General features: G+C 53.3%; 13 protein-coding genes and 1 pseudogene. 13 read left to right on the forward strand and 1 reads right to left on the reverse strand.

Annotated features, from left to right (window positions below; translation table 11 throughout):
- The first annotated feature begins 216 nt into the window (after positions 1-216).
- From ACSQ25_RS05310 to ACSQ25_RS05370, 13 genes are all read left to right on the forward strand, one after another.
- Positions 217-1,401 (forward strand): AMP-binding protein, encoded by a 1,185-nt coding sequence (locus ACSQ25_RS05310; protein ID WP_436104664.1) that lies wholly within the window; start codon positions 217-219, stop codon positions 1,399-1,401.
- Between the two features lie 5 nt (positions 1,402-1,406).
- Complete coding sequence (locus ACSQ25_RS05315; protein WP_436104665.1) at positions 1,407-1,652, forward strand: hypothetical protein; 246 nt, start codon at positions 1,407-1,409, stop codon at positions 1,650-1,652.
- Between the two features lie 175 nt (positions 1,653-1,827).
- The gene (locus ACSQ25_RS05320) at positions 1,828-2,553 is read left to right on the forward strand and encodes a hypothetical protein (protein WP_436104666.1); all 726 of its coding nucleotides are present in this window, start codon (positions 1,828-1,830) and stop codon (positions 2,551-2,553) included.
- Positions 2,550-3,593 (forward strand): hypothetical protein, encoded by a 1,044-nt coding sequence (locus tag ACSQ25_RS05325; RefSeq protein WP_436104667.1) that lies wholly within the window; start codon positions 2,550-2,552, stop codon positions 3,591-3,593. Before ACSQ25_RS05320 ends, ACSQ25_RS05325 begins: the two co-directional genes overlap by 4 nt.
- Positions 3,586-4,764 carry an acyl-CoA reductase gene (locus ACSQ25_RS05330; protein ID WP_436104668.1) on the forward strand — a complete coding sequence of 393 codons (1,179 nt, stop codon included), beginning with the start codon at positions 3,586-3,588 and terminating at the stop codon, positions 4,762-4,764. Before ACSQ25_RS05325 ends, ACSQ25_RS05330 begins: the two co-directional genes overlap by 8 nt.
- Positions 4,764-5,303 carry a GNAT family N-acetyltransferase gene (locus tag ACSQ25_RS05335; RefSeq protein WP_436104669.1) on the forward strand — a complete coding sequence of 180 codons (540 nt, stop codon included), beginning with the start codon at positions 4,764-4,766 and terminating at the stop codon, positions 5,301-5,303. The genes ACSQ25_RS05330 and ACSQ25_RS05335 overlap by 1 nt, the downstream gene beginning before the upstream one ends.
- An 18-nt stretch (positions 5,304-5,321) precedes the next feature.
- Positions 5,322-6,527 carry a GumC family protein gene (locus ACSQ25_RS05340; protein ID WP_436104670.1) on the forward strand — a complete coding sequence of 402 codons (1,206 nt, stop codon included), beginning with the start codon at positions 5,322-5,324 and terminating at the stop codon, positions 6,525-6,527.
- A 91-nt stretch (positions 6,528-6,618) separates the two neighbouring features.
- Entirely contained in the window at positions 6,619-7,749 is a 1,131-nt protein-coding gene (gene rffA, locus ACSQ25_RS05345; RefSeq protein WP_436104671.1) for a dTDP-4-amino-4,6-dideoxygalactose transaminase, read from the forward strand.
- Positions 7,750-7,998: 249 nt separating this feature from the next.
- A complete protein-coding gene (locus tag ACSQ25_RS05350) occupies positions 7,999-9,150 on the forward strand; it encodes a hypothetical protein (protein WP_436104672.1) in 1,152 nt (383 codons plus the stop codon).
- Positions 9,151-9,251: 101 nt separating this feature from the next.
- On the forward strand, positions 9,252-10,529 hold the full coding sequence (locus ACSQ25_RS05355; RefSeq protein ID WP_436104673.1) for a hypothetical protein: 1,278 nt from the start codon (positions 9,252-9,254) through the stop codon (positions 10,527-10,529).
- The gene (locus tag ACSQ25_RS05360) at positions 10,492-11,709 is read left to right on the forward strand and encodes a glycosyltransferase (RefSeq protein WP_436104674.1); all 1,218 of its coding nucleotides are present in this window, start codon (positions 10,492-10,494) and stop codon (positions 11,707-11,709) included. Before ACSQ25_RS05355 ends, ACSQ25_RS05360 begins: the two co-directional genes overlap by 38 nt.
- A 7-nt stretch (positions 11,710-11,716) precedes the next feature.
- The gene (locus tag ACSQ25_RS05365; RefSeq protein ID WP_436104675.1) at positions 11,717-12,715 is read left to right on the forward strand and encodes a glycosyltransferase family 4 protein; all 999 of its coding nucleotides are present in this window, start codon (positions 11,717-11,719) and stop codon (positions 12,713-12,715) included.
- Positions 12,716-12,723: 8 nt separating this feature from the next.
- On the forward strand, positions 12,724-13,695 hold the full coding sequence (locus tag ACSQ25_RS05370) for a glycosyltransferase (RefSeq protein ID WP_436104676.1): 972 nt from the start codon (positions 12,724-12,726) through the stop codon (positions 13,693-13,695).
- A 9-nt stretch (positions 13,696-13,704) separates the two neighbouring features.
- On the opposite strand, the pseudogene ACSQ25_RS05375 reads toward ACSQ25_RS05370, so the two are convergent.
- A pseudogene (locus ACSQ25_RS05375) lies at positions 13,705-14,889 on the reverse strand (IS3 family transposase).
- Positions 14,890-14,976 lie beyond the last annotated feature (87 nt).

Consider the following 14,976-nt stretch of genomic DNA (forward strand, 5'->3'; position numbering starts at 1 on the left):
GGGCGAAATGGATTGAGTTCATGAACCGCTTGCGAACACCGGAAAATTGGAAATGCGTGAAGTAAGCGTGTGAATTTCCAATGAATAACGTATGACTGGTTGATCCGGATCGACAAGCCTGTAATATGAAATGTCCGGATCCAACGTCGTTTAAGTGCCTACATATTAAGATCAATTCACTGCTGCCCATCCCAGCGGTTTTACCTTTATCCGGTTATGTTCCAGGTTTTAAACGAAGCGGAAGTTCAAGAAAATCCGGCGTTGTTGAGCGCTGCATGGAATTCTGGCTCGTCCTTCATTCTGCTCCCGACGCCCTCTCCTGTCACTGAAGAGTGGCTGAGCAAGGCACTCGCTCTGATTCCTGCCGAATTCGCACAAGGGCACTTCGGCATACTCACGTCGGGCAGCACCGGTACACCCAAGCTGGTCATCGGAAGTAAAAGCCGGACGACACTTCTAGCCCGTCAAATTCATGCACGCCAAGAACTCGAGTCTGTCGAAACGGCAATTGTTACCCTACCACTGTCATACAGCTACTCTCTGGTGAATCAATGGGTTTGGGCTCACCTCCATGATCGCCGGATTGTCCAGACGCGCGGACTCGCCGATCCAGCGACACTGCTGACTACGTTCGAAGAAGCGAAGTCATCAATGCTTTGCATGGTAGGGTCTATGCTGCCTGTGCTACGTCGTTACGTTGCCGCAGGCCGAACCTTCCCTGAGGTGATCCGACTGAACTTTGCTGGTGGCCCGTTCCCGCAAGCTGAAATGGAATGGTTGCACCAGGTCTTTCCAAACGCCCGGGTCTATCACAACTACGGATGCACGGAAGCCTTGCCGCGACTGACGATACGTCGTGCCGATGAGTCTCCCGATGCCATGGTGCTCGGTGCGCCCGTCGAAGGAGCAGAATTCGATGTGGACGAGGAGGGCATGTTGCTGTTCCGTTCGCCGTACGCGGCGTCACTCGTCCTCGATGTGGAAAAAGCGACGCGAATCGCCCTGTCGGACTGGGTGCCCACCGGTGATCGGGCCGAGTTCTTGCCAAATGGTCGAGTCCGCTTGCTGGGGCGGAAATCCGAAGTGTTCAAACGCCACGGTGAAAAGATCAGCTTGTCGTCTCTGGGAGAAACGATCCAGAGCATCTGGAACAAAGGACTGGCTTTTTACACTGAGACCGCGGCCGATGGGGAAACTGGTCACGTCCTAGTACTGGCGCCCGATGCCGACCAGGCGTCGGCGCGGACGATACTTCTGCACCTGCGTCAAAAATATCGGCGGCCATTCTGGCCGATCCGTATAGAAAATGCTGAAACTATTCCCTTGTCCGGGAATGGAAAACCTGATCTGGCGGCCTTGAAACAGCAGCCGCGTACCCTCCTTTGGAAACAAATACTGTGACAATCATGACTAATCGCGAAAAACTGAAACAACTCCTGCTTGACGTATTCCTTCTGTCGGAAGAGGAGTTTTCGTTTGAACTGACGCGCGAAGACATTTCGACCTGGGACTCTCTCGGAGTTGTCTCCATGGCAGTTGGCGTCCAAGAAACCTTCGGCTACCACTTCACGCCCGAGCAAGCAACCGCGATTGCGTCGGTGGCGGACATCATCCGCATCCTCTCCGAAAGCGGAATCGAGTTCGATGAGTAAGCAGTCGATCCTCAGTTGGGAGTCCATACAGGGCCTCGATTGTCAGGGGACCTACGTATGGACCAGCGCCAGCTTGCAGGCGGCCGTCTCAGCGGCACTGCCACGGCTGAACGTAGGCTGTGATGAGCCGCCGATCGGCGTACAGCGCCTGGTATCAGTCGGCGGTGGACAGCTCATGGACAAGGCAAAATTCTGGCGTCGCGATTGCAGCCCCGCTACTTGGCTGTGCGCTGTTCCAAGTCTGTGGGGGAGCGGAGCGGAGGCTTCGCCGGTGGCTGTTCGCACCGTCGGCGATAAAAAGGACGCTCAGCTCGACGCATCCCTGTTACCCGACGCCCGCGCAGTGCTGCCGACCCTGACGTCGACCATTCCCGCCGATATCGCGCGCTGGGGGATGGGGGATACCTGGTCACATGCACTTGAAGGTTTTTTGTCACCACTTGCCTCACACCAGGTGCGTGCCGACGGCGCACAACTCATCAATAACGAACTGCTTCCGGCTGATCTGCAGCCGGGTTCGGCCTGGTTCGAGTTGTCGGCCAAAGCATGTGCGATACAGGCAAATTCCGGTGTCGGCCTGATCCATGCAATTGCTCACGTCTTGGAGCCGAAGCTTCAAAATTTCGGACATGCGCGGCTTTGCAGCCTGTATCTTTGGCCCGTATTCATTTTTAACAGCGAACGTGGCCCCAAGGTCGGTCAACTTTTTGAGGAATATGGCCTCGATTCCACCACGATTGGCGCCACGCTCGAGCAGTTATTCGATGCCGAGGAGTACCGCGTGCTGTTACCTGCCCTGAATACGCACTGGTCAGAAATCATTCGCCATCCACTGAGCCGTATTAATTGCACTCTGGTACGGTCCGATGCGATCACTTGGTTTAACGAGGTCGTTCGATGAGCCAGCTGTTGAATTTGCCTCCGTATGCTGAGCGCGAGGATCGGATGTTCCTTGACGAGATGAATGCGCTGACTTCCTACCATTCGCAATGGTGCGAGCCCTTCCGTAATATCGTGGGGCAAGCGCATCATGCCGAAAGAGTCGAAGACGTCCCATTCCTGCACGTCGGCTTGTTCAAGCGAATTCCGCTGGTAAGCCATAATCCCGACGCAAAGATCCTGCGCACGGTGCTGAGTTCTTCCACGAGCGGCGTCGCAAGCCGCGTGAGCCTGGACGAACAGTCCTCGCAGCTTCAAGCGAAGAGTTCCCAGGCAATCCTGGCGGACTTCGTCGGCAGCGAAAAGCGCCCTCTGCTCGTGCTTGATTCGGTCAATTCCCTGCGCCGAAGGGACGATTTCAGCGCACGGATCATGGCAGCGATGAGCCTCAAGCCCTTCGCGACCGAAGTGTTCTTCCTGCTCAAGGATGCCGGTGACCCAATGAGCTTGTCCATTTCCCAACTCGAGTGCGCACTCAAGCAGGGCGGAGACTTGCTCGTCTACGGTTTCAGCTGGATCTTGTGGCTTGCCTGGGCCGGGGATGCAATACCGGCAGATTTGAGGCAGGAGCTGGGTCGCCGAAAGATTGCATTCGTACACAGCGGCGGCTGGAAAAAGCTGGAGGACCAAAAGGTCAGCCATGAAACTTTCGATTCCACCTTGTTGCAAGGCGCGGCTGCCGGCTCGGTAGTCGTCGACTACTACGGCCTGGTCGAGCAAATGGGCATTGTCTTCCCGATGTGCATCCATGGGTCGCGCCACGTGCCCCGGTGGGCCGATGTGTTGGTACGGGACTCGTGGACGCTCGACGTGTTACCGGAAGGGGAGGGGCAGATTCAGCTCATCAATAGCATTACCTTTGGTAGCCCATGTCACAGTGTACTCACGGAGGATATGGGGCGTTTGCTACCCGGCGATTGCGCTTGCGGGCGCAAAGGGCGCCGTTTCGAACTAATCGGACGGGTTCCCAAGGCAGAAGTCAGGGGGTGCGCAAATGTCTAAGTTCATATGGTTAAAACGGAGCGGCAAATCGGCAGCGATCGCGCTGCCCCATGATCATGCCGAGATGCTCGCGAGCTGGAGCGGTGTTCGCTCGCGCATGGTGCGTTTCATCCATCCGGATTTCAGCCGTTCCGAATGGGCGTATCTGATCAGTTTTATCGATCCACACGCATTGGCGCGGGTGTTTGCCGACAGTTTTGGCGAGGCCGTGCCCGGCCCGATCGACGTGGAGGCATTGCTGACACCCAACGAGAAAGTTGCGCTTTGGTTGCCCAACAATGTGAGCCTTCTCGGTCCGCTCACCGTGATTCTGTTATCGCTCACCGGATGCAAACTCCGCGTGAAAGCCGGCTCGCGCAGCCGTGATCTGTGCACATCGCTGGTCGCCTGGCTTCGCGACCACGTGGCTAGCGGGCCTCTGAAGACGTGGCTCCAAGAATCCGTCGAGGTAAGGAGCTTCGATCGTACAGACCAGCGCAATGCGGAAATGGCCGCGTGGGCGGACGTGCGTATTCTGTTCGGCGGGAACGAAGCGGCCGAGGCCATCGACCGGCTTCCCCATCCTTACGAATCACAAGGCTTCTACTTCTCGAACAAGGTCTCCGAGGCGTGGATCGATCCGGCCTTTGCAAACGATGAATTGGCACAGGATCTGGCAAGGGTTTTTGGGATTTACGGGCAAGCCGGTTGTACCAGTCCGAAACGCGTGGTCTTGCTGAACGGCACCCGGGATGACGCGATCGCATTTGCAGGGAAACTCGATAAAGCGTGGCTTAAGGCAAATCCCGAACAACAGCCCCGGCATGTCGCAAGTGAAACCGCACTTGCCGTTCAATGGGCCAGGGCACTGGGCCGCGAAGCGATCTCGCTGGATAAAGGCCAGGCCGTTGCTATCGTCGGGCCGGTCGAGCCAGTAGCCGTTACCGCGCACATGGCACTTGCTGTGCAGTGGGGCACGCTCGAACAGACTCTTGCGACCCAGCGCGACAACCTGCAAACGATCGGCCACGCCCTTGCTGCACCGTCCGCGCTACCGTGGCTTGCGGCAGTAGCCGACAGCCCTGCGCTCCGGTTTGTCCCCTTGCAGCGAATGCACCATTTTGGGCCAGTCTGGGATGGCCAGGCATGGTGGGGCAGGTTGTTCCGCGAACATACGATAGAGGCCAACTGATGAATATTCCTGAGACTCACGTGATCGACGGAACCGGCTTTCGCCTGGTACGCCTGCAAAAAGCCCAGATCGAACAGGTTCGCCAGTGGCGCAATAGCGAAAGCGTAAGGAAATACATGGCATTCCGGGATGAGATCACTCCGGAAATGCAGGAAGCCTGGTTTGCCAAACTTGATCCTGCGACGCAGTACTACTACATCATCGAAACCCGCGATAAGCCGGTCGGCTTGATCAACATAAAAGATGTGTGCGACGGCGAAGGCGAGGGCGGAATATTCATAGCAGACGAGTCCGTGCAGAATGGCGTTCTTCCATTGCAGGTCATAATTGCGATGTACGATTTTGGTTTCGACGTGTTGGGCTTGCATACGATAAAGGCGCACATTCTATCAAGCAATACTCGAGCGATTCGCTTCAACCAGTCGTTGGGATTCAAAAAGCTAGCCGGGCAGGAAGAAGTCTCTAACCAGGCCTGGACGGCTTCACGCGACGATTACTTTGATAAAACGCGGGCGATGCGTGCATACCTGGGCAAGTAGCTCGCAATATGGACCAATATGACTGAAACACCAGAAATGACGAAACAAGACGCGTGTAACGAAATCTCCCTCATGGATTTCGTGATTGCCTTGGCACGCCGAAAGAAGTTCCTGCTATTTTTTCCACTGATACTCGCGTCCGTGGTGGCGGCGATAACGTTTGCACTCCCTAACGAATACAGGGCAAATACCAGGCTATTGCCTCCTCAACAGTCCCAATCAGGGGCAAGTGCACTCCTCGCACAGCTAGGCGGTGTCGCAGGCATGGCGGCAGGTGTCGCAGGGCTGAAGAGCCCCAGCGATCTGTATGTCGGGATCCTTAAAAGCAGGACTATTGCCGATGAGTTGATTGCCCGTTTCGACCTCAAGAAGGCTTATGGCATCGAATCAACCGAAAAGGCGCGCAGAATACTCGAGGAAAATACCGTCGTTAGCGCGGGGAAGGACGGCCTCATCACAATCGAAGTCGCTGATGAGAATCAAAAACTGGTTGCACCGTTAGCGAACGCCTACGTCGAGCAACTGATGAAACTGACACGTGTATTGGCAGTCACCGAGGCTTCCCAGCGCCGGGTATTTTATGAACAACAGCTTGAGCAGGCTAAAAACAATCTAGCCGACGTCGAGTCCCGATTGAAAGGGACACTGGATACACGCGGAGTCGTGAGCGTTGATGCGGAGAGTCGCGCTATCGTCGAGACAGTGGGGCGTTTGCGCGCACAGGTCTCCGCTAAAGAAATTCAATTGGGGGCGATGCAGGCTTTCATGACCACCTCGCACCCCGAGTACCGACAAGTCCAGGAAGAGCTGAACAGCCTGCGCGAGGAACTGGCCCGCCTTCAGAACGGCCGATCCGCGAATAACGGTAAAACCGCGGAGCCAACGCCCCAGGTCGGTTTGCAGAACATCAAGCTGCTACGTGATGTAAAGTATTACCAGATGCTTTACGAATTGCTGGCAAAACAATATGAGGTGGCGCGTCTCGACGAAGCGAAGGACCCGTCCATCATTCAGGTCCTGGATAAGGCTGTAGAACCCGAAAAGAAATTCAAGCCGAAGCGGACGATCATTGTCGCGCTTTCGTTCGTCGCGGCACTTGTCCTTGCGTTTGCATGGATTATTGCCTGTGAACTCAAACGACGCGCTGTCCAGTCCCCCCAAGGTGCTGCACAATTTGCCGAGCTGAAAAAATATTTATGGGATTCGAAAGAAGCCGGAATTTGAAGGCCTCTTGATGAAGTCTTGGAAACCATATCGCCCGCATGACAATCTCCGAAGAGATGTCGAAACTTCCGCAAGATTATTTAAATAAAAAATGATTCCATTTAACAAGCCTTATCTGCATGGACGCGAGCTCGTCTACATTGCCCAAGCTGTGGCTTCCGGAAAGATTTCCGGCGACGGTTCTTTCACCAGGAAATGCCATGACTTTTTCGAAAAGCGCTACGGCTTTGCCAAGGCGCTGATGACGACGTCCTGCACGGACGCACTGGAGATGTCGGCGTTATTGTTGAATATCGCCGAAGGAGATGAAGTAATTGTCCCAGCATTCACGTTCGTGTCGAGTGCGAACGCGTTTGTCCTTCGTGGCGCAAAGCTTGTCTTTGCCGATAGCGAAGAGTCCAATCCGAATATCGACGCCTGCAAACTTGCCGACTTGATCACTCCCCGCACACGCGCGATCGTCGTGGTGCACTATGCAGGCGTTGCCTGCGATATGGATCCGATTCTCCAGTTGGCACGCCAGCACGGGATCGCAGTAATTGAGGATGCGGCGCAAGGCATCGACTCGTTCTACAAAGGCAAGCCGCTAGGTAGCCTAGGGGAAATGGGAGCGTTTTCCTTTCATGAAACTAAAAACGTCATTGCTGGCGAGGGTGGATTGTTGACAATCAACGATCCGCAGTACATCGCCCGCGCCGAGATCATCCGCGAGAAAGGCACGAATCGCAGTTCGTTTTTCCGTGGTGAAGTCGATAAGTATGGGTGGGTCGACGTGGGTTCTTCGTTCCTACCATCGGATATCGTGTCCGCCTATTTGTTCGCACAGCTCGAAAACATCGATACCATTCAAGCGCGTCGCAAGGCGATATGGCAGCGCTATAATACGCGGCTTTCGAGCGAACTTGCGAAATACGGAATCGGCCTGCCCGTGATACCTGATTTTGCGACCAACAACGCGCACATGTTTTATATTGTTTGCCGCAATCTGGACCAGCGGACAAAATTGATTGACGGCTTGAAGGCTGAAAAGATTCATGCGGTCTTCCATTATCTTTCGCTGCACCATAGCCCATATTTCATTGGTAGACATGACGGTCGCTCGCTTCCGAACAGTGATCGGTTTACCGATTGCCTGTTACGCCTGCCCTTGTATTACGAGCTGACGGATGATCAGTGCGATCAAGTCTGCGATGCGATCCTCGAAAATCTGGCCGCTCAGTAGCGCTTCTTTTAAACCAGCATACCTAGCTGCTTTCTTCCAATGTCGATCGGGGAAGCCGCAAGCAGACGGATGCAGAGAACATTATTTTGGTCCCAATCCTGTCGTGATAACCATCGTCGCCCTCGGGCAACCGATAGGCATTTCTCTGCACCGCCCGATCCCATGAGTATATATTTCGTCCTCTTCGCCCTCTTGGGATTTCTCTGCATATACGCCTGGTTCTCATATAACGTGAGATCGTGGATCAACGTGTTGACGTTGCAGTTGGTACTTTCGGTGCCGACCTTGTATCTTGCCGAGATAGGGTATCTTTCATTCTTCCAGGCAACTGGTTCGGATTTGGGATACTTTATTATATATTTCACCTATTTATCATCGGCGCTGGCTTTTGCTGCTGGCTATCTGTACATTCGCACGCCCCGTGCCATGCTAAGCATTGACACGAGTGTCAGGAGCAGCTATGTCCTCATGCTTCTGTTTCTTCTCGGTGGCGTGGCATTGTATTGGCCAATCATGAAGGAGTTTGCCGATGATTTGTTCAATCCACGACGCATCTATGTCGCAACCCGAAGCGGTTACGGTCTCAGTTATTTTGGATCGATGCTTCTTTGCTACATATTTCTTGTCCTTGCTTTGTTTCACGAAAAGCTGTCCAGCATATCGAAACTAGGTGCTCTTGTCATTACTGTAGTCTTCGCGTACTTGCACGGCAGTAAAGGACAGGTTATCGCCGCGGTTTTTATATGGGTGTACTACTATTTTGTAGCGCGCCAGCGCCAGGTCAAGTTTCGGGGTTTCCTGATTTTCGCGCTCATAAGTTTTTTACTTGGTGGTTCGCTGTTCTATTTCATGCTCGATTCGGTCGAGTTAACCGAACTTTTCGGTATCATTGCGGGCTACGCCGACTATTCGCGCAATGCCGTAATGCTGGTAGATAACGAGACGGTCACATATTTTGGCAGGCTGACCCTTGAAGATAATATTTACTCACGAGTTCCTCGAGCAATCTTTCCTGATAAGCCGAAAGATTTCGGAGCGTTTCTTCTTTCCATGAAGTACTTTCCACAAGCATTTTTATTGGATGAGGGTGTTCCTTCCTTCGGTATAGGAATTTACTACGCGGATTTTTCGGTATTCTGCATCCCGTTCCTCGCATTCTGTAATTTTGTCGGGGGCGTTATAACGCGAGGTTTTGTGACGCGCCTCAAGATTTACCGTAGCCCTGTCGATTTTTTGGTCGTTCTTTTCATGTCCGGCATTACTCTGCTGCCTATTGGCTCTGGCTATCTGCTTCCCGAACATTTCACCATCAGTCTAGGCCTGCTGCTGTGTTTCAAGGTGCTGTCACTCAACTTCACCAGACAAGCTAAGCCTCTGAAAACACAAGCCGAATATGGCTAGGTAATCACTGACCAGCGCTCAGTGATCGCGCTCGAAACACGCACTCTCCCTTCGCTGGACCAGGCTTGGTATGCGACAGGGATTTATCAAACAAAGAGTTTATGAAAACAGTCAAAACCGTCATGGTGATGGGCGGTGCACTACTCTGCAAGATGGTAGCCGGCCTCATCGCGGTAAAGCTTTGCGCCGAGTACGTCGGTATCGAAAACTTTGGCTTGACCGGCCAGATCAGCAGCATGCTCGCCATCGTGACTTTGCTCTCGAGCGGTGGCGTAGCGGTTGGGCTGGCAAAGGTGTACTCGGAACAGGCAGGGGACAGGAAAGAAGTCGACCAGTGGATTGATGCAGCGAAGTTACTTTGTGTGGCCGCTGGGGGGGGGCTTGTTTTGGTCTTTCTCGGGGCTCGATCGTATATCGAGGACGTCGTCCTTGGGAACTCATCTTATTCCACGGCTATATTTGTTGCAGTCGTAGCTGCCATCGTTCCAATCGGAATTTCTGGCATATCGCAGGGAATCCTGAATGGAAATCAGAGAAGCGGCGTGTATTCAACAGCGCTAGTGATAGGCAGCGTCGTTGGAATAGCGGGTTTTCTGCTGGTCAGTCACTTGTTCGGCGCAAGCGGCGCCATGATTGGCATCATATGGATGCCGGTAGCGCAGTCGCTTTCTTTTTTGTTCCTGGCACAGCGCTTGCAGCCGATTAGCGGAATACCTTCGATTTCTCCCGTCAACATTGATCGAGCCCGATTTCTCGGGAAATTCGGTTTGCTGTCGATTGCTGCAGGCTCGACAATGCCCCTAGCATATATATACGTCCGTTTGATTGTCCAGGCAAATGTTGGAACGGAAGGGCTGAGTTTATGGCAGGCCACAGTCAGGCTGTCCGAAGCGTATACGCAGCTACCTATGTTGATGCTATCGGTGATCTTCTTTGCGAAGTTCGCGTCGAAGTCCGGGCACAAAATCGACTGGCTTGAAGTCCGGAAGACATACCTGTTCATCACCGCGCTGATGATTGTAATTGGTCTGTCGGTGTATGCGCTGCGTAATTATCTGGTGGAGATCCTGTTCACCGCTGAATTTTCGCAGGTTGCCGAGCTGCTCGTCTGGCAGCTGACCGGTGATCTTCTTCGCATGATGTCGTACGTTGGAACCACGATTCTGGCCGCGCGCGGGTTCCTTAAAACCGGAATATCGGCAGAATTTCTACAGGGCGGGCTTTTTATTCTCGTCAGTGGCGTATTAATACCGAAATTTGGCCAGCTCGGTCCCTTCGTCGCCTACATTGTGACATACGGCAGCTATCTGCTATTTACTATAATGGCATTGCTTTATTTGCATGCCAGATCAAAAAATCATGCGACTATTAATTGTTAATCTGCATCTGGATATCGGCGGGGTAGAGACCCTTCTCGTTCGGCTTATTCCACAACTGGCACGGCGTGGCGTATCGGTGACCTTACTGTTGCTTCAGAAAAAAGTAAACAAAGAGTTTTACGACAGTCTGATCACTCATTGCGACGTCAAATTCGCCGCCGATGCTTTCCCGTTCACAAAAAAACATCTGCAGGCGTTTTTTGGTGGACAGCCTGATGTCGCTTACTTCACAATCAACCAGGCCTTTGTTCTCGGGACGTGGTTGTTAACGCGCGCTGGATATTCCACCAAAACGGTGTTGGGCGCTTATCAAACAGAAATTTTCTGTGCAGAGGCCAAGCCGTGGCAATATCATCGCCGTCTTGTGCAGAATGCCATCCGAAACAGGATCCCGGCATCCTCTATGATATTCGGCAACACGGCTGGACGGGATTTCCACGCAGACAAGCTGAAAGTCAGTTTCAACGCTTCTCCGATTGTCCGTCTCTTCGTTGATATAGAAAAATACAAGTTCATTGACCGTAGTCAATTGCCCCGCATCGAAATCGTATCGATTGGTAGAATTTCCCCGTATAAGACTTACAACTTTACTATTTTGCCCATTGTAAGCAGGTTCGTTGCAAGTGGCCACTCGCTTAAATGGCATATTTATGGCGATGGTGAAGACTACGACAAGCTTCGCAACACGGTCGATGCGATGGGACTAAGTGATCACGTTCATCTACACGGGGCGATGAGCTATTCAAGGTTCCAGCAGGTGCTTGATAATGCGTTCCTGTTTGTTGGATCGGGTACCAGTCTCATCGAAGCGGCAGCGTGCGGCGTTCCCGCGCTCACGACCATTGAATATGCAGAGGACGCGATCAGCTACGGCTTCATATCTGAAATTCAAGGCTTTAACTTGATTGAGCCGGGACTCGATAAGAAAGTATTCGCAATCGAGGAAAAGATCCTGGAGACGCTTGCTCTCGACACGGAGTCTTACACACAACTGCAGCACGAATGCTATCGGAAAGCGAACTCATATTCTGGCGATTCCGTTGTCGACGAATATATTAATGTGTTTCATGCGGCGAGAAAAACCGGCACCGCAGTAAGGCTGAATTCTTTCCAGATGATGCTTTATTGTGCAAGCGCCGCACTTGGCTATGCCATGAAAAAGCTGGGGCTGCACCATTAAGGAATGTATGAACGAAATTGCAATCGACTACAGTTGGCTGGGGCCGACAGGAATCGGCCGTGTCGCGAGCGAAGTCATCGATCGAGCACCCGGAAACTGGAGCATCCGCGGCGTTAGGGAAGGCCGGCCAAATGCCGCTCCACTTACGCCGCTAGACCTTTGGCTTACCTTGCGCAAAACCGATGCTCGCCTGTTTTGGTCGCCTGGATTCATGCCGCCTGTTGCAAGTGCGGGAATACCTTGTGTCTTGACGGTACATGATTTGACGCATCTTCATTATTATGGTAGCGCTAAAAGGGCTTATTACAACGCATTGATCAGGCCACTTCTGAAGCGTGCCTCCCATATTGTTACGGTGTCGGATTTCACTAAACGGGAGTTATTGGAATGGGGCGGCTTGGAGGAGAGCAAGGTTACCACCATCACGAATGCGGTAAGTCCAGTCTTCAGTCGGGATGGCCGGGTTATCACCCTTGATCGGCCATATATTCTCTACGCAGGAAATCGACGCCCATACAAGAACGTCGAGCGCTTAGTCAAGGCTTTTGCTGCGAGTAAACTGGCGAAACAAGGTTACATGCTTGGTCTTACCGGAACGCGCGCGCCCGATCTTGATCAGCTCGCGCGGGAGTTCGGCGTGCAAAACGATGTCCACTATTTTGGGTTTGTGCCGGACGAGGACCTTCCAGCACTTTACCGGAGTGCGCGTGCATTGGGGTTTGTATCTCTTTATGAGGGTTTTGGGCTGCCCATTCTGGAAGCGATGGCATCGGGCATACCTGTACTGACGTCGAATATTTCTTCCATGCCGGAGGTGGCAGGCGAAGCGGGCTGGCTTGTCGACCCGCATAGCATTGAGTCAATTGCCGCAGGGTTGATTACCGTGGCGGAAAATGACACTGAACGCGAAAGATTGATTACCAATGGCTTGAGCCGAGCGGCTCAATACTCTTGGGATAATACGGCCAGAGATTATTGGACACTCTTCTCTGGCATTGCCGATTGAATATTAGAATGCAGCAGCGATTAATGAAACAAAGTAGGGAACCGATTTCGGTATCAGCAAAGAAACCGCGCGTACTCGTGCTTCTTGCCACGTATAACGCGAGCCCATGGCTGACTGAACAACTGAACTCCATCCTCGCTCAAGAGAATGTTGATGTGCATGTGCTTATTGGAGATGACCGGTCGAAAGATGGTACGTGCGATTTGATTCGGTCTGAGTGGAAAAATGACACGCGAGTCGAGCTGCTTGCTTGGGAAACGGGGAGCGGCTCGGCGGGCGCCAACTTCCGGCGCTTATATCGCCATGCAGACGCAAGCGCTTACGATTTCGTGTCACTTGCGGATCAGGACGACATCTGGTTGCCGAATAAGATTACCACGGCGGTCCATGCGCTGAAGGCGCACGGCGCCGCCGGTTACTCCAGTTCGGTCGAGTCGTTCTGGCCTGATGGCAAGAAAAAGCTTGTCAAGCAATCGAGTAAAACACGCGACGCCGATTTTTTGTTCGAAGGGGGAGGCCAAGGCTGTACCTTCGTGTTCACCAAAGCGCTGTTCCTTGAATTGCAGAGTTTCTGCGTCCGACATGTTGCGCTCGCAGACGCGATGCATTATCACGATTGGCTCGTCTACTTGCTCGCACGAGTGTCCGGCAAGAAATGGTACTTCGACGAGACTCCTTACATGCGTTACCGTCAACACGGTGGCAACGAAATCGGGTCGCGCGGAAGCAGCGCTGCGATCAGCAAACGCTTGGAGCTGATCAAGAACGGCTGGTTCAGCAGACAGGTCGGCGCTGCCTTGGATATCGTCGCGTGCTTGAATTACCAGTCCGGTTCACTGACGTCTTTCGATCGTGTTTTCCGGTCCCGATCGAATGCAAAGCGTAGAATCTACTTGGCCGGCTTCATGCTCATCAATGGCCGAAGAAGGCTTATCGACAGGGCTGTGCTGGCCGCGACAGCTTTATTGGGATGGTTGTAGGGTAATCCGTCAGTGTCTCGTCCTAAGATAGGTTGACAGGGTTACGGCCTGTTTATAGATGTGGATAGCCTGCTGCACCATGGTGGCGGCCTGCTCCAGATTCTGAGGCATTGCAGTCAGGAGCTCGGTCTTCAAGATACCGTTGATTCGTTCTGCCAAGGCGTTCTGATAGCAATCGTATCCGTCGTCATGGAGCACAAGACGCCATGTCGGCGGTGGGCCTGCTGGTAGGCTTCTGCACAGTACTGCAGACCACGGTCGGAGTGATGAATTAGCCGGCGCACGGTGCTTCGGCAGCGCTGCGCCATATTCCGTGCCTTCAGCACCCCGTCGGTGTGCAAGTCATGATGCAAGTGGTAGCCCATAATTCTGCGCGAGTAGGCATCGGTAACCAAGCTAAGGTGGCCGGTCGTTTCCCGCGTTTCGATGTAAGTGATGTCGGCTACCCACAGCTGTTCGGCCATCGCTGGTTTGGGCTGTGTCTTCACCAGATTTGGATGCTTGTGCATCCAGTGCCTGGAGTTGGTCGTCTTACGGTAGCAGCGTTTTGGCTGCACGAGCATCCTGGCGCGCCGCAGCGCATCGAACAATCCACCCCGTCCCAGCTTCAACCTGCCTGCACGAACTTTGGCTTGAGCAAAAAGTAGAGCTTGCGGGTACCGGCTTTGGGTTGCCGTAGTCGTACCTGCTGCACCAACGTCTCGGCCACACGGTTACGTGCCGCCCGTCCAATTTCTGCGTGCAACTGCTTGTAGTGCGCCTGATGGCTGATCCCGAACAACTGGCAGACCTGCTTGATGCTCAGGCCTTCCTCTTTTGCAAGGATTTGCGTTGTTCGGGCGAAGGCTTTTTTACGACCGCCACTCCGTGCTCTCTGGACAGCACGTCGAGCATGGTCTTGTAGACGAGCGACTGCTGCCGGGATGTTTCCAGCTCGGCTTCCAGTTGCTTGATTCGTTGCTCAGGGTGAGAGGCTGCGTCATGTCGGGCTGGGCTCGTACAAGTTGCAAAGCCAACGGGCTCCAGTTCTGCTGCCCGTAGCGTCTTAACCATACTAGCACCGTACCTCGACCCTGGATGCCGAACTTCTTCTGCGCCTGCTTGTAGGTCATCTCGCCTTTTTCAACCGAGGCAACCACCCTGCTTAAAAGCCAGGCTGTAGTCGCACTGGGTGCGCTTTCCTTCAATCGCCATCATGCTCTCCTTAGATAAGGCAATGTATGACAACCAATTTCAGGACGGGACACAGCTGAAAAAAAAGGCTCAACATTGTTGAGCCTT

Origin of the sequence: Massilia sp. LjRoot122 (assembly GCF_964252725.1) — a bacterium.
GTDB lineage: Bacteria > Pseudomonadota > Gammaproteobacteria > Burkholderiales > Burkholderiaceae_D > Telluria.